Origin of the sequence: Chryseobacterium scophthalmum, assembly GCF_900143185.1 — a bacterium.
Taxonomy (GTDB): Bacteria; Bacteroidota; Bacteroidia; order Flavobacteriales; family Weeksellaceae; genus Chryseobacterium; species Chryseobacterium scophthalmum.
The window spans coordinates 176,191-197,521 of record NZ_FSRQ01000004.1; the positions used below are offsets into that span (position 1 = coordinate 176,191).

General features: G+C 34.8%; 12 protein-coding genes and 1 tRNA gene. 11 read left to right on the plus strand and 2 right to left on the minus strand.

The features are described 5' to 3' along the window. Positions 1–5: 5 nt before the first annotated feature. The 6 genes from BUR17_RS17510 to BUR17_RS17535 all read left to right on the plus strand — a co-directional run bounded on the left by BUR17_RS17510 (position 6) and on the right by BUR17_RS17535 (position 5,403). Positions 6–593 carry an HAD-IB family hydrolase gene (locus tag BUR17_RS17510; RefSeq protein WP_074231875.1) on the plus strand — a complete coding sequence of 196 codons (588 nt, stop codon included), beginning with the start codon at positions 6–8 and terminating at the stop codon, positions 591–593. 24 nt (positions 594–617) lie between these two features. Next, complete coding sequence (locus BUR17_RS17515) at positions 618–1,088, plus strand: hypothetical protein (RefSeq protein ID WP_074231876.1); 471 nt, start codon at positions 618–620, stop codon at positions 1,086–1,088. Positions 1,089–1,091: 3 nt separating this feature from the next. Continuing rightward, positions 1,092–2,267, plus strand: a complete 1,176-nt coding sequence (locus tag BUR17_RS17520; protein WP_074231877.1) for a cysteine desulfurase family protein — start codon at positions 1,092–1,094, stop codon at positions 2,265–2,267. A 72-nt stretch (positions 2,268–2,339) separates the two neighbouring features. Beyond that, positions 2,340–2,657, plus strand: a complete 318-nt coding sequence (trxA, locus tag BUR17_RS17525; RefSeq protein WP_034682284.1) for a thioredoxin — start codon at positions 2,340–2,342, stop codon at positions 2,655–2,657. Between the two features lie 129 nt (positions 2,658–2,786). Further along, positions 2,787–2,860, plus strand: a tRNA-Asp gene (locus BUR17_RS17530). 386 nt (positions 2,861–3,246) lie between these two features. Beyond that, positions 3,247–5,403 (plus strand): CocE/NonD family hydrolase, encoded by a 2,157-nt coding sequence (locus BUR17_RS17535; RefSeq protein ID WP_159437611.1) that lies wholly within the window; start codon positions 3,247–3,249, stop codon positions 5,401–5,403. A 154-nt stretch (positions 5,404–5,557) separates the two neighbouring features. Here BUR17_RS17535 and BUR17_RS17540 read toward each other — a convergent pair whose 3' ends face one another. After that, positions 5,558–6,697 carry a tetratricopeptide repeat protein gene (locus BUR17_RS17540; RefSeq protein ID WP_074231879.1) on the minus strand — a complete coding sequence of 380 codons (1,140 nt, stop codon included), beginning with the start codon at positions 6,695–6,697 and terminating at the stop codon, positions 5,558–5,560. Continuing rightward, entirely contained in the window at positions 6,694–8,316 is a 1,623-nt protein-coding gene (locus BUR17_RS17545; protein WP_228418830.1) for a helix-turn-helix domain-containing protein, read from the minus strand. The genes BUR17_RS17540 and BUR17_RS17545 overlap by 4 nt, the downstream gene beginning before the upstream one ends. A 275-nt stretch (positions 8,317–8,591) precedes the next feature. On the opposite strand from BUR17_RS17545, the gene BUR17_RS17550 reads away from it, so the two are divergent. The 5 genes from BUR17_RS17550 (at position 8,592) to BUR17_RS17570 (ending at position 21,284) form a co-directional block, all read left to right on the plus strand. Beyond that, a complete protein-coding gene (locus BUR17_RS17550) occupies positions 8,592–10,859 on the plus strand; it encodes a fibronectin type III domain-containing protein (protein ID WP_159437612.1) in 2,268 nt (755 codons plus the stop codon). A 142-nt stretch (positions 10,860–11,001) separates the two neighbouring features. Further along, entirely contained in the window at positions 11,002–13,293 is a 2,292-nt protein-coding gene (locus BUR17_RS17555) for a T9SS type A sorting domain-containing protein (protein ID WP_074231882.1), read from the plus strand. A 270-nt stretch (positions 13,294–13,563) separates the two neighbouring features. Then, positions 13,564–15,765 carry a T9SS type B sorting domain-containing protein gene (locus tag BUR17_RS17560; protein WP_084550766.1) on the plus strand — a complete coding sequence of 734 codons (2,202 nt, stop codon included), beginning with the start codon at positions 13,564–13,566 and terminating at the stop codon, positions 15,763–15,765. A 31-nt stretch (positions 15,766–15,796) separates the two neighbouring features. Further along, positions 15,797–18,094: a T9SS type B sorting domain-containing protein gene (locus tag BUR17_RS17565; RefSeq protein WP_074231884.1), complete on the plus strand. Its 2,298-nt coding sequence runs from the start codon at positions 15,797–15,799 to the stop codon at positions 18,092–18,094. A gap of 100 nt (positions 18,095–18,194) precedes the next feature. Then, positions 18,195–21,284, plus strand: coding sequence for a T9SS type B sorting domain-containing protein (locus BUR17_RS17570; RefSeq protein ID WP_074231885.1), 3,090 nt, complete (start codon positions 18,195–18,197; stop codon positions 21,282–21,284). The last annotated feature ends 47 nt before the right edge of the window (positions 21,285–21,331 follow it).

Sequence of the window (21,331 nt, forward strand, 5' to 3'; positions counted from 1 at the left end):
GTAGCATGAAAAAATTGTATTGTTTTGATTTTGACGGAACTATTACCTATAAAGATACGATGTTTATGTATCTTAAATTTTATAATCCATCCAAGTTCCGGGTGCAGTTTTTGAAGCATATTCCGCTTTTTATTTTATTAAAATTAAAATTAGCAGAGACTGAAAAAGTAAAGAAAAGCTTCATCGGTTCTGTGTTGAAAGGTCAGCTTCAATCTAAAATTGAGGAGAAATCGAAACAATTTTTTGAGGAAAATTATCCTAAAATCGTTAGAGAAAATGCTTTAGAATTCATTAAAAATATAGATAGAGAAAATACACAAAGTCTTATGGTGACAGCTTCTCTTGATATTTGGGCTAAACCTTTTGCAGAAAAATTACAGATGAATCTTGTTTCTACAAAGGCAGAGTTCAAAAATGGGATTTTTACAGGCAATTTTATAGGCAAAAACTGCAACGGTTTAGAAAAATTGGAGCGTATAAAAAAAGAAATTTCAGACAGTAAGTACGATAAAATCATAGCGTTCGGAGATACGTCGGGAGATAAACCGATGCTGAAATGGGCAAATGAGGGTCATTACCAATTTTTTCATTAATTTTGAAGGATTAATAAAAGTAAAATGAATAAACTGCTGATTTTTTGTTTTGCAACCCTAATGAGTTGCACAAGCACAATTGCACAAAAATCTGAAGATATGCAGAGTAAAGCTGAAATTATAAAGTCTGAGTCGCAAGGTGGAACCGAACAGCCCGGCTTTGTAATCATCAAAAATGAACAGGAATTTCAGAATGTAATACAATCTAAACAGGGAACTTCTCTTGTAGAAGTAGGAACTGAGCCTGTGATGAAATATCCTGCATTTCCGGTTGGTAAGAAGGTAGTTGTGTATAATCTAGGTTCATTCAGATCTGGTGATCATACCATAAGAGAAATAAAAAGTATTTCTGTAAAAGATAATGTGTTGTATGTAGAAGTTCCGATGTATGAATCTGGCGGAATGGAAATTCAGGTGCTTTCAAATCCTTGGTTTATCTTTACAGTTCCTTCAAATTATCAATTCACTTCAGTACAATTAAAATCTTCAAAATAAAAAATGAATAAAATATATTTAGATAACGCTGCTACAACGCCTCTTTCAGAAGAAGTAATCGATGCGATGGTTGATACGATGAAAATGAATTTCGGAAATCCTTCTTCAACTCACAGTTTTGGTCAGGAAGCGAAGATTCTTATAGAAAATGTAAGAAGGCAGGTTGCAGATTATCTACATGTAACTCCGGCTGAGATTATTTTTACCTCTTGTGGTACAGAATCTAATAATATGATTATCAAATCAAGTGTTGAACATCTTGGTATTGAAAGAATCATAAGCTCTCCTATGGAGCACAAATGTGTTTCTGAGAGTATTCTGGATATGAAAAATAGAAAAGGAGTAGATGTTGCTTATATTCGTCCTAATGAAAAGGGAGATATTGATTTGGCTAAATTAGAAGAGCTACTTAAAAATTCAGATAAAAAAACATTGGTGAGCTTAATGCATGCCAATAACGAAATCGGAAATATCGTTGATGTTAAGAAAATTGCTCAGCTTTGCAAAGAAAACAATGCACTTTTCCATTCTGATACCGTTCAGACGATGGCGCACATGAATCTTGATTTCTCAGATATTCCTGTTGATTTTGCATCTTGCAGTGCTCATAAATTTCATGGTCCGAAAGGAATTGGTTTCGCATTTATCAGAAAATCGAGTGGTTTAAAAGGAATTATTACAGGTGGTCCTCAAGAAAGAAGCTTGAGAGCAGGAACAGAAAATGTTGCCGGTATTGCAGGTTTAGGAAAAGCCCTGGAGCTTTCATTAAATAATATGGAAGCTTATACAGAACACATGCAGACTATTAAACAATACACAATTGACAGAGTTTCCGCAGAAATTCCGGGAGTGAAGTTTAACGGTAGAAGTTCTGAAGCAGATAACAGTTTGTATACTGTCGTAAGTCTTTTACTTCCTTACAAAAATCCTTTAATCGGATTACAGCTTGATATGAAAGGAATTGCTGTATCACAAGGAAGTGCATGTTCTTCGGGAGCATCAAAACCTTCTATGGTAATGATGATGGTACTTTCTGAGGATGAAATGGATGATTGTACACCTTTGCGTGTCTCTTTCAGCCACATGACGACAAAAGATGATATTGATACTTTTGTGACTGCTTTAAAAGAGATTTCTAAAGATTTTGTTATAGAAAATACAAATGTTGAGCATAGATAGGCTTTTCATTTTAAAGTAGTAATTTTGAATTAGAAAAATAAGAAAGAATATTAATAATTAAAAGATAAAAAAATGGCTTTAGAAATTACGGATAGCTCGTTTCAGGAAACGGTTTTAAAATCAGACAAACCGGTATTGGTAGACTTTTGGGCAGTATGGTGCGGACCGTGCAGAACTTTAGGACCAATCATCGAAGAAGTTGCAACAGATTTTGAAGGTAAAGCTGTCGTAGGAAAAGTAGACGTGGATAACAACCAGGAAATTTCTATGCAATACGGAATCAGAAATATCCCTACAGTTCTTATTTTCAAGAACGGTGAAGTAGTAGATAAATTGGTTGGTGTAACTCCAAAAGAGGTAATTGCTGAGAAATTAAGCGCACACTTATAAAAAAATCGCTTTGATAATGAATGCTTTCCGTTTTGGGAAGCATTTTTTATTTCTAAAAGTTTGCAGAATTATTAAAAAATTGTATTTTTGCAACCACAATAACGGAAGATACTTCTGGAAGTTGTAAAAGATCCGGTAGTTCAGCTGGTTAGAATGCCGCCCTGTCACGGCGGAGGTCGCGGGTTCGAGTCCCGTCCGGATCGCATAAAAAGCTTTAAAACATTTGTTTTAAAGCTTTTTTATTTTGTGTACTTTAAGGGTGAAAATAGCACTATAAATTAAGAACTAATTCGGCAGCCTTGAGCTAAGATTTATTTTAAATAAACATTGAAAAATTAAAAAAAAACAAAATAAGTCTGAAAAAAAAATATATCTTTAAAAAAAAATCAAATAACAAAATTAAACTTTATAAGAAGTGGTGATATGGATTTTGATAAGCTAGCTATCTAAAACTACTGTTGTTATTAGTAATAATGTTATTTATTAGGTATTAGTTAATATGAGTAGAATTTCCCTGTTTTTAAATGTCTTTTTTTTACTTTTTATAAATTTTTTTCATTCTCAAAAGCTATACTTTGAAAAAGTAGACTTGGGAAATCCAGAATTTGAAACTAAGTTAATTACACTTAGTAAGAAGCTTATTAAAGTATATACAGAAAAGGATTCTCTTAAATATGCTGATAATTATTTCAGGCTTCAAGTGCTAAATAAGGACTATGATGGTGCAATAAATACACTAAATAAAATAAGATATCCATATGTAAATTCTTATCCGTACTACGCAAAAACGGTTGGATTTCAATTTGAACAATATATTTTAGCAAAACAAATATCCAATTCCGGTAATTTTACGTCAAACTATGAACAGATTTTCACAAAAAATTATCAAAAATTGCCTTTATTGGCAAAGCAACTTATCCCCGAATCGTTTAAATTCAAAGAAGGGTTTAGTAAAAAAGAAGTTCAAAAAATTTTAAAAGACAGTATTATGCAAGATAGCATATCTATAAAAAATGCAGTCTTACTTTGTAAACATTTTAATTATCATACTCTGATTAGTGAAACTTTTTCGACAGCCATTCCTCTTTTAAAAAAATTAGAGAATGAAGAATTTTTTGTAAAAGATAGCGTTGTCGTAAAAACAAAAAAAGGAAATGAGATTACCCTTTTCTATGTGTTTGATAAAAAAATAAAGCGCCCAAAACCCTCTATTTTACATTTTTCAACTTATATAGGTAATAATGATTATTTTATTTCTGCAGCAAAGATAAATGCAGACAGAGGGTATAATATTATATATGCTTTTAGTAGAGGTATTTATTTAAGTAAAGATGAAATTAATCCGTTTGAGTTTGAAGTTGAAGATGTGAATGAAGTAATAGACTGGATTACCAAGCAAACTTGGAGTGATGGAAAAGTTGGCATGATTGGAGGAAGTTATGATGGTTTCAGTCAATGGGCGGCAACAAAAAATCTGCATCCGGCTTTAAAAACTATTATTCCTGCAGCTTCTGTAGGCTTTGGAATCGATTTTCCGATGTTTAATAATTGTTTTAGTCCATATATGTTACGATGGTTAACTCATGTAAAGAAAAAAACAGATTTCGACATTTTTGAGAATGAGAAAAAATGGCTTTCTGTTTATAATACTTATTATAAAACAGGAGTTGCTTTTAATAAACTAGACAGTATATATGGTAAAACAAATTCCGTTTTTCAAACATGGCTAAAACATCCTTCATTTGACAGTTATTGGCAATCTAAACTCCCATACAAACGAGATTTTACCAAAATTAATATTCCGGTTTTAACAGTTACAGGATATTATGATGTTGACCAAAGAGGAGCTATGTATTATTATGATAATCATCTTAAATACAATAAAAATGCAAATCATTATTTTGTGATCGGTCCTTATGGACACAATGAAGCAGTTTCGGGAGCGCCATCGGAAGAATATAAAGGATATAAAATAGACTCTGTGGCAAATATTGATTTAAAAGAAATTTCTCTTCAGTGGTTTGATTATATTTTGAAAGGTCAAAAAAAGCCCGAGTTTTTAAAAGATAAAGTCAATTATCAGGTAATGGGAACGAATCAGTGGAAAAGTGCATCATCCATAGATAAGATCAGCAATAAAAAACTGAAACTATATTTAAATAAAACCAAACTGCAAGCATCAAAATCTAATCTTGATTTTATTTCTCAAACAATAGATTTCCGTAAAAGAGAAGATACTTTACAAAATTTTGATGATGAAAAAATACTTGATAGTCTCATAAATAAAGCCGACTTAAAAGACAAGATTGTTTTTGAAAGTGATGCTTTTGATACTTCTTTTGAAATTAACGGTAGTATTACAGGTAAAGTAAAAGCTGCCATTAACAAAAAGGATATGGATATCACCATTAGTGCGTATGAAAAATTACCTTCAGGAAAATATTTTAAATTATCTCATGAATATTATGCCAGAGCAAGTTATACAAAAGATAATACAAAAAGAAAATTACTAAACCCGGGGAAAATAGAAACAATACCTGTACACAACACTTTTTTTACTAGTAGAAAAATTGACAAAGGAAGTAAATTGATTATAATTTTAGGTATTAGAAAGAATCCTGATGGGCAAATCAACTACGGTACAGGAAAAGATGTAAGCGAAGAAACAATAGCCGATGCCAAAGAACCTTTGGAAATAAAATGGTATAATGATAGTTATGTTGAATTTCCAATCTCAGAAAAATAAAAAACACATCAATTTATAACTGGATATTTTCGAGAGAAAACGATATTTCAAAGTGTTTTTTATTCGCTATGATGCCCCGAAACCACATTTATGAAAATAACAAAAAATCTCCCAACAGAAAGTTTTTTTGCATGATATTATCGTTTAGTGATTTTTAAAAACTAAAAAGTTTTTTAATTTCTTCCTGATCTCTTTGGTTGCGTTTTCTGATTTTTAATACAAAATAGAAGAAGAATCCAAAAATAATGACTCCCGATAACACAGCAGCCCAAATAAGAAAATGATAATGGGTAATCATATCTTTACTTTTTTTCTGAGATTCAAAATTATGAATATCAAGAGCGTGATTGATAGAGCTTAATTCGTTTTGCTCTCTTTTGAGACGAGTTTCGAGATATTTTTTGCTATAAACTTGATAAAGATTTTGCTTTCCCATTGCCAGATAATTATCAGCCATTTCTCTATGAATTCCTTCATTAAGGGTAAGATCTCCGATGTTTTTACTGAGTTTTTCTGCCTGTAACAAAAGATCCAAAGCAGCTTGGTTTTGGTGTTTTTCTTTTGGTATTTCAGACATTCCTTTCAGGGCAAAAGCTTCCAAGCTATTGGCTTTGATGGAACGGGCAAAGTCGATTGATTTTTGAAAGGCTTTTTGAGCATTCTTAGATTCGTTAATCATCATGTAACATGCTCCAATATTATAATAAACAATACTTTGGTTATAAAAGGTTGTTTTTTGATCCGGAACTTTTTTAAAGTTTTTAATAGCAATTAAAAACTCCTGAAGAGCAATTTCAGGGTTTGCCTGGCTTTTATAAATCATACCTCTTAAGGCAAAACTTTTGGCAGTTTCAAAATGTTTTAAAGAAAGATCTTCCGGAAGTTCAGCCAGATATTTGTCTACTTCGTCGAGTGTTTCAATACTTTTGCTCAAAAGATCCATTTGCTGAAACTGCATTGCAGCCGTCATCAAAACGGAAGTTTGTATTTTGGGATCATTGGTTTTTTTTGCCAGTTCTCTAGCTTTATAGATATATTTTAATGATTCGTCAAAATCTCTTTTAGCAAATCCGGCAGTAGATAGAAGCAGATAGATTCGGATTAATTTCTTGGTATCTTTTTCCTTCTTAAGTAATTTTTCTCCGATTTTAATTACATTATCAGGATTATTGTAAATTTCCTGGTTGGCTTTCTTGATAATAATGCTTAATGAATCATCAGGTGTTTTTTGCCCTGAAACAGAAATGGTACAGAGTAAAAATGACAGCAAAAAAACGTGAATAACTAACTTCATGATCTTTTGTTTTTAATGATTTCCTGAATGTAATGATTAGGCGACATCCCAGTAACCGATTTGAATACGTTGGTAAATGCTCCGTGTGAAGAAAATCCAGAATATTCTGCGAGATAGCTTACTTTATAGTTGAGAAAAGCCGGATCGTTTTTTAATAAACTGGCAATATGATTGATTCTTAATTCATTGATATAAGCGTTAAAATTTTTCCCTTTATTGCTATTGATTACCTCAGAAAGATATTTTGTATTGATTTCTGTTTGTGCAGATAAAATAGAAATCGACATATTTTTGCTTAAAAAATTGGCAGACAGTTCCCATTCTTGAAGTTTTTGTAAGATTTCGTCTTCTTTTTCTTTTGAAACTTTTGAAGATTCTTTTTCTGTATTTTTCTGTTCTTTCTCTATTTTATTTTTTAACTGTATAGATTTTTCTCTTTCTTTTTGTTTTTCAAAAAAAGCAAGTTGTTTTTTCAGGTCTTTACTTCTTCGTGATTCGTAAAGAAAATAGGCGATAATTCCCAAAACAAAAAATAGAACAATGATGGATGTATTTCTGAATTGTCTTATTTTGTTTTGTTTCTGAATTTCAAAATTCTTTTTGTTATAGGTTTCTACCAATTTTACGATGTACTGTATTCCTTCCTTTTTGTTGGCATCCAGCTTTGCTTTCAGATCTGTATAGAGATTGTTGTAATAATGATATTTTTCATTATTATTCAGTGCTAAATAATTTTTTGTAAATAATTCGTAAAAAATGATTTTGATATTATTGTAAGGTAGGTTTTCGATTTGTAAACGTCCGTTTTCTAAGCTTTTGATAGCAGTATCATAATCTTCTTTCTGAAAATAATAATGAGAGAGGTTTTCGTAAGCAAAAGCTGTAATAAAAGGATAATCTCCATTGTTTTTCACTTCATTAATAACCTCATCAAGCAGTTTTTTTGCTTTCTCCAATTTATTTTGTTTAATGAGATAAGAAGCTCTGAAAATCTTATTTTCCCAGATTAAAATAAGATTTTCTTTATTGCGTCCGGTAAGATATTGATCGCTTGTGTTAAGGTCTTGAAGGGCCTCCTGATAATTTCTTGTAATTCCGAAGTTGATCGACTGAAGCTGATACAATTTTGCAATTGTAGTTTTTATCTTCATATCTCGGCTTTTCAATAAATCTTGATTTTGTAAAATATTGGAAATTATCTTTTTAGATTGATTGTAGAGTCCAAGATTTTGGTATTGGTCGGCAAGGCTGTATTCACTGAAGAGATGGATGAAGTGCAATTGCCCATTTTTTTTAATGCTCTCTTCTTCTTCTTTCTGATTGTAAATATTTAACGACTGTACATAATTTCCCTGCATCGCATAAGCTTGTGAAAGGATATTTCTTAAAACAATTTTATGCTCGAGATTTTTATCGCTGATTAAAAGGCTTTGCGAATAGCTGATGCAATCCTCCGGATTTTGATATAATTTCTGAAAAGATTTGTCTGTTAAAATACTAAAATCCGGACCTTTTTGCCCACAGATAAATAGCGGAAATAGAAACATTAAAAATAATAAAAAGACATTATTTTTTAGAGTTTTTTTACAGTTAAAATAGTTTTCTGTCTTGTTTTTCACGATGATTTCGATTAACTGTCTCTTGATTGTTTTGTTTTATAATATATTGGTTTTTAGTATTTTGTGATTTTAATTCTTGTAAATTCAATGAATTCTGCAAGCCTGTTTTTTCATATAGGACAAATATAACACTAATATTGTTTAAATCTTTAAGCGGACTGAAAATTTAGATTTACTCTAAAATTTTGATGAACAAAGTAGAAAATGCAGAGGTGAAAAAAGCTTAATAATTGTACGCTATTAATTACATGTTTAATTTTAAAAATAGAACTACAATGAGAAAACATTATCTCTTTTGGATGATCTTACTTCTTCCTTTTTTTAAGCTGGATGCACAGACTTACTGTACACCAACTACAGGAACATCCACCACATATTATTTAAAAAATGCAATATTTTCGGATCAGGGAGCTTTGTATTACGACGCAACCTCGCATCAAGCATATGTAAACAATTCTGCAACTCAGATGGTAACGTCTTATCCGGGCGGAACTGTAAAAGTACATATGGAATTCGGTGGAAGTGGAACCAAAGCTCTTGTTTGGGTAGACTGGAATGGCAATGGAGATTTTAATGATTTCTACGAAAATCCTATAGGAATATCTGGCTATTCAATTGTTGATGACCAATTCTTTATTCCGCCAGCTCAAGCACCGGGAATTTACAGAATAAGAGTACAGACCGGGACAACTCTTTCTGCAACATCAAATCCTTGTGGTCCTAATACCAACGGTAATTTTGTAGATTTTAGTTTAAAAATCGATCCAACACCTACTTGTTTCGTTCCTTCAAAATTAGTATCTTCAAATTTAACCAACAACACTGCTACTATTTCTTGGGATTCCCCGACAACGGTTCCGGGTAATGGTTACGAATATTATTATACTTCGTCAAATGTGGTACCGGATGCTTCTACACCTGCTTCTGGAATCAGCACAACGACTTCTGCATCTATTAGCGGATTGGCATCGTTTACTACCTATTATTACTATGTAAGATCGGTTTGTAGTGTTTCAGATAAAAGTGCATGGTCTTTACGAGGAACATTTAAAACAAAATGTGATCCGCAAACCGCAATGTTTGAAAATTTTGATCTGCTTGCTAACGGAGCATATAATGCAGATTGCTGGGATAGAATTGTATTAGGCACAGGTTACTATAGTATTGCTTCCAGTGGGGTAAATAATACAAAAACAATGACTCTAAGTGCTAGTTCACCCGCTAATACAGTAATTGCGGTACTTCCGAAGTTTAGTAATGTGAGCGCAGGAACGCATTGGTTGAGATTTAAAGCTAAGGTCAATGCAGGAACTGGAGTAATGGATGTTGGTTATGTGACGAATGATACCGATGCTGCATCATTTATTAACATTCAATCACTAAGTATGAGTAATACAGTGTTTGATGGCTATGAATACACCGTATTGATACCAACTACCGTGCCGGTTAATGCAAGATTGGCGATAAGACATGGCGGTATAGCTACTGCAATTCTGTATTTGGATAATGTATATTGGGAGCCAAAAGCAACTTGCTTTGCGCCAACTAATGTTGTCTTGTCTAATGTAACCAGTGCGACGGTAGATGTTGCATGGACGGCTTCTACACCTACACCTGCAATGGGTTATGATATTTATTACAGCACAAGTAATACACCTCCTACAGGAACAACAGTACCTAATTTAACAGGAATAACTGCAAATTCTCATACAATACAAGGTCTTAATTCTGCGACGACATATTATATTTGGGTAAGATCAAGATGCAGTACAACGGATCAAAGTTTGTGGTCGAATATTAGCTCTGCATTAACACTTTGTGCACCAAAAACAAATCTTTTTGAAAATTTTGATACTTATAATACTGGGTTAATAACGAATGCTACATGTTGGGGTAGGTTGGTTACAGGAATAGCGAGTGTAAATATTAATGGAACAGGCGCATATTCTGGAACTAAACATATTATGCAGAGGCCACTTAATGCTTCAGCTATGGCGATTCTTCCTGAATTGAGCAATATTAGCGCAGGAACTCATTCTTTGACGTTTAGAGCATATTGCAGCGCAAATACAGGAGTGATGAAGGTAGGGTATGTAACGAATCCAACAGATATTGCATCATTTGTATTAATTCAGAGTTTAAATATTACAAACACTTCTTATGCAACAGCAAGTGAATATAGTGTAGAGGTACCTAATACTGTACCTGCTACAGCAAGATTAGCAATATATACAGACAGCGGAAATCTTATTTATTATTATGATGATATTTCTTGGGCACCAACGGTTGCATTGGGTGTGAACGAAATTTCTGCAAAACAAGATGTTGTTATTTATCCGAATCCATTTACCGATATCATTACTATTTCTGGGGATGTAGAATTGCAGTCGGTTATGGTATATGATCTTTCAGGAAAAATGATTAAACAACTGAAAGGATCTGAAAAAACAATTTCATTACACGATCTTATATCAGGTGTGTATATGGTAAAATTGAATATGAAGAATGGAAATTCTAAAACTATAAAAGCAGTTAAAAAGTAAATATGTTGCTTCTGTCATAAATAGCGGCGAGTAGTAGCGCCGCTTTTATGGCAGTTTTTATCAGATACCAAGCCAACAATTTCTTTTTTACTCCAAATAAATTTTAAGAAAACAAAATTTCACACTCTAAATATTTAATTATATGAAAAAATATTACTTGTTTTGGATGGTTTTTCTTCTTCCGTTTTTATCGGTGAAAGCACAGACATATTGTGTTCCAAATGCTGGAACATCAACCACCTATTATTTAAAAAATGCTCATTTTTCAGATCAGGGAGCTTTGTATTACAATGCAACAGCATACCAAGCTTATGTAGACAATTCTGCTGGTGAGATGGTAACTTCTTACCCAGGAGGTACTGTAAATGTACATTTGGATTTTGCCGGAAGCGGAACAAAAGCTCTTGTATGGGTAGACTGGAATGCGAATGGAGATTTCAATGATTTCTATGAAAATCCAATAGGGGTATCGGGTTATTCAATGGTTGATGATCAATTTTTTGTTCCAATAGCTCAAGCACCGGGAATTTACAGAATAAGAGTACAGACAGGAACAAATCTTAATACCTCGCCAAATCCTTGTGGTCCTAATACCAGTAATAATGGCAACTTTGTAGACTTTAGTTTAAAAATTGAACCTGCTGCACCGACCTGCTTTGTTCCTTCAGCTTTAGCTTCTGGTAATATTACAACAAATACGGCTACTTTATCTTGGACTTCTCCTGCTGTTGCGCCAGGAAATGGATATGAATATTATTATTCATCTTCTGCAACGCCTCCAACTGCTTCAACATCAGCATTAGGAACCAGTGCAACGACTTCTGCACCAATCGGTGGATTAGCATCGTTTACTACTTACTATTACTATATAAGATCGGTTTGCAGTACTTCAGATAAAAGCGCTTGGTCTTTAAGGGGAACATTTAAAACAAAATGCGATCCTGTAATGTCTATGTTTGAGAATTTCGAAGCTCCGGCAAACGGATCGATCAATGTAGACTGTTGGGACAGAATTGTTTTAGGAAACGGCACCCAAAATATTTCCGGTACAGTTGGGGTGAACAACTCTAAAGGAATGTATCAATATGCCAATGGTGCAGCCAATACAGTGATTGCGGTTCTTCCGGCTTTCGGCAATGTGAGTGCAGGAACGCACTGGCTTAGATTTAAAGCTAAAGTGAGTACCGGAACAGGAATATTAGCTGTGGGTTATGTAACCAATGATACAGATGCATCTACTTTTGTAAATATTCAGTCTGTAAGTATAAACAATACTACGATGGATGGATACGAGTATTCGGTAATTGTACCAAATACGGTTCCTGCAAATGCAAGATTGGCAATAAGACATGGCGGTGTACCTAATACGTTAATCTATTGGGATAATGTATATTGGGAGCCAAAACCTACTTGCTTTGTACCCACTAATATTGTTTTATCTAATACAACCAGTGCGAGTGTAGATATTGGCTGGACAGTTCCCACGCCTGCTCCAGCAATGGGATATGATATTTATTACAGCACAAACAACACGCCTCCAACTGCGACTACAGTACCGAATATAACAGGAACAACAGCAAACCCTTATACATTACAGGGATTGAATGCCGCAACGACCTATTATATTTGGGTAAGATCAAGATGTGACGCAACAGATCAAAGTGCTTGGTCAAATATCAGTTCTGTACTGACGCTGTGTGCGCCACAAACTTCTTTTTTTGAAAATTTCGAAGCATACAATAATGGATTAATTACCAATGTTCCTTGTTGGGGAAGATTGGTTACAGGAAGCGGCATCGTAAATCTTAATGCATATGGAAGTGGTTATTCTGGTACTAAACAGATTTTCCAGAGACCAGTTACAGGATCATCAATGGCTATTTTGCCTGAGCTAAGTAATATTAATGCAGGCACTCATTCATTAAAATTCAGAGCGTATTGTAGTGCGAATACCGGTAAAATGAAAATTGGTTATGTAACAGATCCGGCAGACATCAATTCTTTTGTACAGATCCAGAGTCTTGATATCACCAATACCTCTTATGCGGGAGCAAGCGAATATAGTGTGCCTGTACCCAATACAGTTCCTGCTAATGCAAAGCTTGCCATATTCACCACATTCAGTGAAGGTGGTAACGTGATCTATTATTATGATGATGTGTCTTGGGAACCTACTGTCGCTTTAGGAGTACATGAGTTGATGACGAAAGACGATCTTTCTGTTTATCCTAATCCTTTTAAAGACCAGATCACTATTTCTGGAGACCTTCCATTACAGTCTGTAACAATCTATGATGCTTCAGGTAAAATAGTAAAAGAGATAAAAGGAAATGCAAGAACAATTTCATTACAGCAAATCCCCTCCGGAATATATATAATGAAACTCATCATGAAAAATGGGAGTTCAAAAACGATAAAAACAGTTAAAAATTAGAATTAGACCTCTGCTATTTTAAAGCGGTGATCTTTTTCACCGCTTTTTGAGCAGATTTTCAACACCTCAAAAACAAAAATTAAATATGGCCGAAAACTCTATCCACTTTTTTTATAAAAACAAAAATATTCAATGATCTCCCCCAATATTTCTCCTCATAAAAAACAATGGCATGCTTTACCAAAAAAGTTTTTGTTTATTTTTTTATTGATCTTTTTTGCCAGCAATCTGCTTTTTTCGCAAAAAGATACCGAACATTGGTTCGCACCCATGATGTCTAGGCTTAATCGTAATAATGATAGACAAGCTTTATTTTTATCGACAGATTCGGGAACGCCTTTTACTGCTACCATTTATAATAATAACACAGCGATTGGAACAGTAACCATTAGCAAGGGAAATCCGCAGTCATTCGACATTCCTATGGATTTGATGATCGCAGATTCTCCGACAGACGTATTCAAAGTTACCAACAGAGGTTTGTATGTAAAAGGAGAGAAACCTTTTTTCTGTACGTTTAGATTTTCAACCAAAGCACACGCCGAAATTTTGACATCCAAAGGAAAAGCAGCGATCGGGACAAAATTTTATACGGCTTACTGCCCTATCAGTGCTTTAGGAGGGGGGTATAATTTTACTGGTGGTATTTTAGCAACAGAAGATAATACAACGGTAACCGTTTCGGGTTATGATCCTTCCGTTCAGTTTTCTAATGGAAACACAGGAGCAACCCATCCAACAATGACTTTTACTTTAAATAAAGGACAGTCTTACATCATAGAAGGAATAGGAAATATTCCGGGAAATCAAACAGGGTTTATCGGAGCTAAAATAGTTGCCAATAAACCGATAACAGTTACCAACGGAAATTTTAATGGTCAAACAGTTAATGTAAATGACAACGGAGGGGATATTTATATGGACCAGTCTATTCCTGCAGAACGATTGGGAGATGAATATATATTGATGAAAGGAGTAGCCCTTTTAGCAGAAAATACGGAAGGTGCTGTAGTTGTTGCAACAGAAAATAATACACAAGTTTATCTTAATGATGAAACGGCTCCTATTGCTACATTAAATGAGGGACAATTTTATAGAATTAACTCTACAGGATATGTCAGCCAGAATTTTAGCGGACATTATAACATGCGGATAAAAAGTACCAAAAGGATCTATGTCTATCAGCTAATGGCAGGAACTCTTTCAAAAAGTGACCTTAACGGCGGAGCCAATTACATCCCACCACTTAGTTGCTTTCTTCCCAAGGAAATAGATGAAATAGGCATGATCGATGTGATGCCTCATTATACAACTTTTACGCCTACTGTTAAGCTAAATATCATTACTGAAACGGGTGCAACAGTATCTGTGAATAATACTGTTTTATCAGGAATTCAGGGGCCTTATCCTGTTACCGGAAATCCAAACTGGCAAACATATTCTGTAAATAATGCCACAGGTAATATTACAGTGAAATCTACAAAAGCAGTGACTGCAGGTATTGCAGCAGGTGATGGTGCTGTAGGTTACGGTAGTTATTATGCAGGGTTCTCTTCTGTTCCTGTTATTGCTAAAAAGAACGGAAACTGTATTCCGGGAATGATCTTGGAAGTAGATGATAGCTATATTTCTTATCAATGGAACTTTAACGGAAATCCAATTCCTGGAGCAACGACCAATACATACAGCCCAACTCAGGCAGGAAGTTATACAGCAACTGTATCGGCAGGAGGAACTTGTCCCCCTGCAACAACTCCTGTTTTTGAGGTGGTAATGCCTCCACAAATCCCTTCTTTACTTACCGATAAAGTGATCTGTATTGATGAAAGAACAACTTTAGATGCCGGTTATGGTTTTGAATCTTATGAATGGAGCACGGGAGCAACTACACAATCTATATCTAATGTAGCAGTAGGAAATTATTGGGTTATTTTAGGATATAACGGTTGTTTCAGCAAAAAGGAAGTTTCTGTAAAACCGGTGCCTCATCCTGTGATTAAAAGAATTACTTCTGACTACAATCAAACTGTATTGATAGTAGAGGGAGGAAAACCACCTTATAGGTATTCCATAAATAATACTAACTGGCAAAGTTCTAATGTGTTTACTAATCTTCCGAACGGACAGAATAAGTTTTATGTAAAAGATGCTTACAACTGTGAACCGATACAGGTAGAAATGACACTTATCAATATTATTAATGCGATTACTCCAAACGGAGATAACATTAACGATGTGATTTCCTATGCAAATCTTGCTTATAAAAAAGATATGTCTTTTTCAGTGTATGACAGGTATGGAAATCAGGTTTTTAAAGGAACTGCCTTCAACAACTATACATGGGACGGAAAATTCAGCAATAAAAAAATGCTCACAGGAAGCTATTGGTACGAAATATCCTGGAAAGAGCCCAGCCAGCAAAACGCTATTATAAAGTATACAGGCTGGATCCTAGTGAAAAACAAAAATTAATCATTACAAAGTACTGTTAACTGTAAAAATTATGAAGAAGACGATATTATTTTTTATACTTCTCTTTTTTTCCTTTTATGTAAAGGCACAAAGAGATACCGAACATTGGTTTGCTCCAATGAAGCAAAGTTATTTTACCGACACCAATAAGCAGGCTTTGTTTTTATCAACAGATTCTACAGTTCCTTTTGCTGTAAATATCTATAATAACAACATACTTTTAGGAACTGTTACAATTAGTAAAGGTAGTCCTGTTTTGTACGATATTCCTAAAGATTTTATGATGACAAACCTTCAGTCGGGAGCATTCGCTATAACCAGCAGAGGGCTTTATGTAAAAGGGGAAAAACCATTTTTCTGTACATTCAGATTTTCAGTAGATAAGCATGGAGAAATTCTTACCTCTAAAGGTAAAGCGGGAATTGGAACAAAATTTTATGCAGGATATGCACCATTATCGGTTACTAATCCTAGTTTTAACTTTACCAGCGGGATATTGGCTACCGAAGATAATACTACAGTAACAATATCTGGCTACAATTCTTCTGTTAAGTTTTCTAATGGAACCATAGGAGCAAGTAATCCCACGATGACTTTTACTTTGAACAAAGGACAGTCTTATGTTATTGAGGGAAATGGAGATGTTGCAGGCAATTTAACAGGTTTTATTGGTGCAAAAATAGTAGCTAATAAACCGGTTTCTGTAACCAACGGAAATTTTAACGGGCAGCATACATTAATTGGAAATGGAGCAGGAGGACTTGATATTTACATGGATCAATCTATCCCTATAGAGCGATTGGGTGATGAATATATTTTGATGAAAGGAATGGCACCGCTTTCTTATGAGTTGGAAGGCGCTGTTGTGGTTGCTACAGAAAACGGTACCCAAGTTTATGTGAATGATGAAACTACTCCAATCGCTACCCTGAATGAAGGACAGTTTTACCGGATTGGATCTACGTCTTTTATCAGTCAGAATTTCAGCGGGCATTACAATATGCGAATCAAGAGCACCAAGAAAATTTATGTTTATCAGCTGATGTCCGGAGGTGGTGCAGGAACATATTACAATACTGGAGGAGCCAATTATATTCCGCCAGTTAACTGTTTTCTTCCTAAAAAAATTGATGAAATAGGTCTTATTAATAAGTTACCTTATTTTACAGCTATTGATCCTAAAGTCAGACTCAATATTATTACAGAATCTGGTGCAACAGTATCTGTGAATGGAACAGTATTGTCAGGAATTCAGGGACCTTATCCCGTTACAGGAAATCCAAATTGGCAAACTTACTCTGTAGAAAATGTCACGGGTAATATTACAGTACAATCTACAAAAGCGGTAACTGCAGGTATTGCAGCAGGTCATGAAGCTGTTGGTTACGGTGGGTATTTCGCCGGATTTTCTTCCATTCCTGTTATTGCTAAAACTAATGGAAATTGTATTCCGGGAATGATTCTGGAAGTGGATGACAGCTATGCAACCTATCAGTGGAATTTTAATGGAAACCCAATTCCGGGAGCAACAACCAATACATACAGCCCGACTCATGCAGGAAATTATACGGTTACCGTATCGGTGGGAGGAACGTGTCCTCCTGCGACAACTCCTGTATTTGAAGTGGTAATGCCTCCACAAATCCCGAGTTTACTTACTGATAAAGTAATCTGTATTGATGAAAGAACAACTTTGGATGCTGGTTCTGGTTTCGAATCTTATGAATGGAGCACAGGAGAAACTACACAAACTCTTTCTAATGTAGGAGTCGGAAAATATTCGGTTACATTAAAATATAATGGTTGTTTCAACACTTATGATGTTGAGGTAAAAGCAGCACCGAAACCTGTTATTCAAAACATTGACCTTCAAAATAACACCGCAACCATTACCACAATTGGTGGAAAGTCACCTTATTCGTATTCAATCAATGGTATCAATTGGCAAAGTTCTAATGTATTTACCAATCTTCCGAACGGGCAGAATACGTTTTATGTAAAAGATGCCTATAACTGTGAACCTGTAAAGGTAGAGCTTACGCTTATCAATATTATTAATGCAATTACTCCAAACGGAGATAATATTAATGATAAGATTTCTTATTCAGACCTTAAGTACAAGAAAGATTTATCTTTTTCAGTGTACGACAGATACGGAAATCAGGTTTTCAAAGGAACTGCTTTTAATAATTATACATGGGACGGAAAATCCAGCAACAAAAAAATGCTCACAGGAAGCTATTGGTATGAAATATCTTGGAAGGAACCCAGTCAGCAAAACGCTATTGTAAAATATACAGGCTGGATTTTGGTAAAAAACATGAATTAATATTCGAAATAACAAAACTTTTAATAATCGCAATATCTGCAACAGCATAAGTTTGTTGAAAACTGCTGTAGATGATAGGGCATAATTTACCTTATAATTTATGAAAAGAATACTATTACTACTAATATTGTCTTTTTTCTCTACTTCTATATGGGCACAAAGAGATACCGATCATTGGTTTGCTCCGATGGCAGGAAGTTTGGCTAACGGAAGCCCTAAACAGGCTTTATTTTTATCTACAGATAGCACGGTCCCATTTCCTGTTACGATTTACAATAATAATATTGTGATAGGAACAGTAACCATCAGTAAAGGAAGCCCGCAAACATTTGATGTCCCACTAAATTTGATGTTGGGTCAAAATCCTGCTGATGCAATGAGCATAAAAACCAGAGGGCTTTATCTTCATGGTGATCTTCCATTTTTCGCAACCTACAGGTTTTCGGAAGTTAATCATGGTGAAATTTTAACATCGAAAGGAAAAGCAGGCATCGGTACAAAGTTTCATGCTGTTTATGCTCCGCTGATGAACAATAGCAACACTTTAAATTTTACGTGTGGAATTTTAGCGACCGAAGATAATACACAGGTTAAGGTTTCTGGGTATGCAATGACAACATGGTTTTACAATAATTTTAACGGGCTTACCCATCCTACGATCACCATTAATTTAAATAAAGGCCAATCTTATATTTTTGCAGGATACGCTACAAAACCAGGAAATAAAGATGGCTTTATTGGAGCTAAAATAGAATCTACAAAACCGGTATCTGTCACCAACGGAAACTTTCGTGGGCAATTTGGGTTGACACCTCCTTATAATGGAGAAGATATCATCATGGATCAGTCTGTACCAGTAGAACGATTAGGAAATGAATTTGTTCTTATTAAAGGAATGGGAAACCTGCTTCCGGAAATTGAAGGTGCTATTATCGTAGCAACTGAAAATAATACCGAGATCAGATTAAACAATAATCCTGCTCCTGTAGCAACATTGAATGAAGGTCAATATTACCGTGTCACTGCGATGAATTATCTAGTAAATGGTCCGGGTCATCTTAATATGTATATCAAATCAAGCAAAAATGTTTATGTATATCAGCTTTTGTCGGGTACTCAGGATAATGATGCTACAGAAGGGTTTAATTATATGCCTCCTTTAAATTGTTTTTTGCCTAAAACGATTGACGAAATAGGGAAAATTGGAGAAATGCCTTATTCTACGGCTTTCAATCCGCCACTTTTTGTAAAATTGAATATTCTTACGCAAACTGGAGCAACAGTATTGGTAAATAATCTGCCTACAACGGCAGCACAAGGACCTTTCCCGGTAACAGGAACTCCCGACTGGGTTTCTTATTCTATTCCTAATATTTCTGGGAATGTTACGGTGACCTCTACAAAAGCAGTAACAGCAGGAATCGCCGGAGGAAGCGGGAATTTAGGTTATGGAGGTTATTTTGCAGGATTTAATTCCATTCCTGTGATCAGAAAAACGACAGGAGACTGTGTTCCCGGAATGGTTTTGGAAGTACAAGCCGGTTTTGCTCATTACCAATGGAATCTTAACGGAAATCCAATTCCTGGAGCTAATTTAAATACATATACACCTACACAGGGAGGGAGCTATACTGTATCAGTTACCGAAGGTACTTGTGTGCCTCTTACAACATATCCTTACAAAGTATATTCATGTTTGGCAAATACGGTAACACCATTAAATATTTGTGCGACAGGGGTACCCATTACAATTACGCCTGCTTTTACAAACTCTGCACAAATTCCGGTTCCTGGTACAGTTCAAATTATTACGCCACCGGCGAATGGAACTTTAGCAGTAAACCCAGCAACGGGTATTTTAACCTATACAGCAAATGTAGGAACAACAACCGATACTTTTACCTACAAATTTTGTGGAAACGATCCGAACTTTACAGACTGTGAACAGGTAAAAGTAAACATTACAGTAGTTCCTTTGGTATTAACCGATACTACAATAAGCGCATGTGGAGTGAACGGAATTGGTCTTTTTGATTTAACTGCCGCCAATGTGGGTGCGCCTCTTACTGCGATAAAAAAATATTATCCTACTTTGGCAGATCTTAATGCAAATAGCAACGAGATTATTCCTGCGAATGCATATCCATCGGCAGTTCCTGCTACAGTTTTTGTAAAAGTAACTACCGCAGATGGGTGTACCGAGAATGCAAAAATTACACTTCAGTTTTTCCCTAGAGTCGTGGTAATGGATGCTGTTTTAAATGGATGTTTCAACGAAAATAATCCAAATACGGCAACTTTTGATTTAACTGCCGCTAACGTTACAACGACCATCCCGTCAACAAGAACATATTACCCGACATTGCTTGATGCAACCAACGGAACCAGTGAAATCATTCCTGCTACAAGCTATATTTCGCCAAATGGTTTTGTATATGTAAAAGTGACCTCAGCTAACGGCTGTTTTGATTTTGCGAAGATTACACTCAATGTTATTCCTCCAAAACCTTCAAGTGTTTTAATAGATAAAATGATTTGTCCGGACGCTTTTACTACGTTAGATGCAGGACCAGGCTATAATTCTTATTTATGGAGTACAGGTGCAACAACTCAGGCTATACAAAATGTTCCTGTGGGAGATTATTGGGTTATCTTAGAATTTAATGGCTGTAAAACCAAGCAGTTTGTAAAAGTACATGCTTTTCCGCTTCCAAAAATTAAAAAAATAAATGTTAGCAATAACACAGCAACAGTGATTGCAGAAGGTGGTACAGCTCCTTACCGATATTCTAACGATGGATTTTTCTGGCAAGATTCTAATGTATTTACAAACCTTCCTCGTGGTAAAAATATATTTTATGTAAAAGATATCAACGATTGTGCTCCGGTTCAGGCTCAAATCACAGTTCCAAACCTTGTGAATGCAATTACGCCCAACGGAGACGGGAGAAACGACACTTTAGATTATTCGGCATTGGCTTACCTTAAAGATTTAAAAATCTTAATCTTCAACAGATATGGTCATATGATTTATTCTTCAGATGTAGATAAAACCTATAAATGGGACGGGAAAATTGGCGGAATGCCAATAAGCACCGGAACGTATTGGTACGAAATAAAATGGACAGAGCCAGAAACTCAGGTGTCTGTAATGTTTGCCGATTGGATTTTGGTGAAAAACAGAGAATAATACAGTAGAGTATTAGGGATTGATGAAGAGGGTTAGTTTTGTTTTGA

What these genes read in the sequence shown, in the direction of transcription:
- BUR17_RS17510 (WP_074231875.1), top strand. Translation starts at nt 6, where the DNA reads ATGAAAAAATTGTATTGTTTTGATTTTGACGGAACTATTACCTATAAA.
- BUR17_RS17515 (WP_074231876.1), top strand. Translation starts at nt 618, where the DNA reads ATGAATAAACTGCTGATTTTTTGTTTTGCAACCCTAATGAGTTGCACA.
- BUR17_RS17520 (WP_074231877.1), top strand. Translation starts at nt 1,092, where the DNA reads ATGAATAAAATATATTTAGATAACGCTGCTACAACGCCTCTTTCAGAA.
- trxA (WP_034682284.1), top strand. Translation starts at nt 2,340, where the DNA reads ATGGCTTTAGAAATTACGGATAGCTCGTTTCAGGAAACGGTTTTAAAA.
- BUR17_RS17540 (WP_074231879.1), bottom strand. Translation starts at nt 6,697, where the DNA reads ATGAAGTTAGTTATTCACGTTTTTTTGCTGTCATTTTTACTCTGTACC.
- BUR17_RS17550 (WP_159437612.1), top strand. Translation starts at nt 8,592, where the DNA reads ATGAGAAAACATTATCTCTTTTGGATGATCTTACTTCTTCCTTTTTTT.
- BUR17_RS17555 (WP_074231882.1), top strand. Translation starts at nt 11,002, where the DNA reads ATGAAAAAATATTACTTGTTTTGGATGGTTTTTCTTCTTCCGTTTTTA.
- BUR17_RS17560 (WP_084550766.1), top strand. Translation starts at nt 13,564, where the DNA reads ATGATGTCTAGGCTTAATCGTAATAATGATAGACAAGCTTTATTTTTA.
- BUR17_RS17565 (WP_074231884.1), top strand. Translation starts at nt 15,797, where the DNA reads ATGAAGAAGACGATATTATTTTTTATACTTCTCTTTTTTTCCTTTTAT.
- BUR17_RS17570 (WP_074231885.1), top strand. Translation starts at nt 18,195, where the DNA reads ATGAAAAGAATACTATTACTACTAATATTGTCTTTTTTCTCTACTTCT.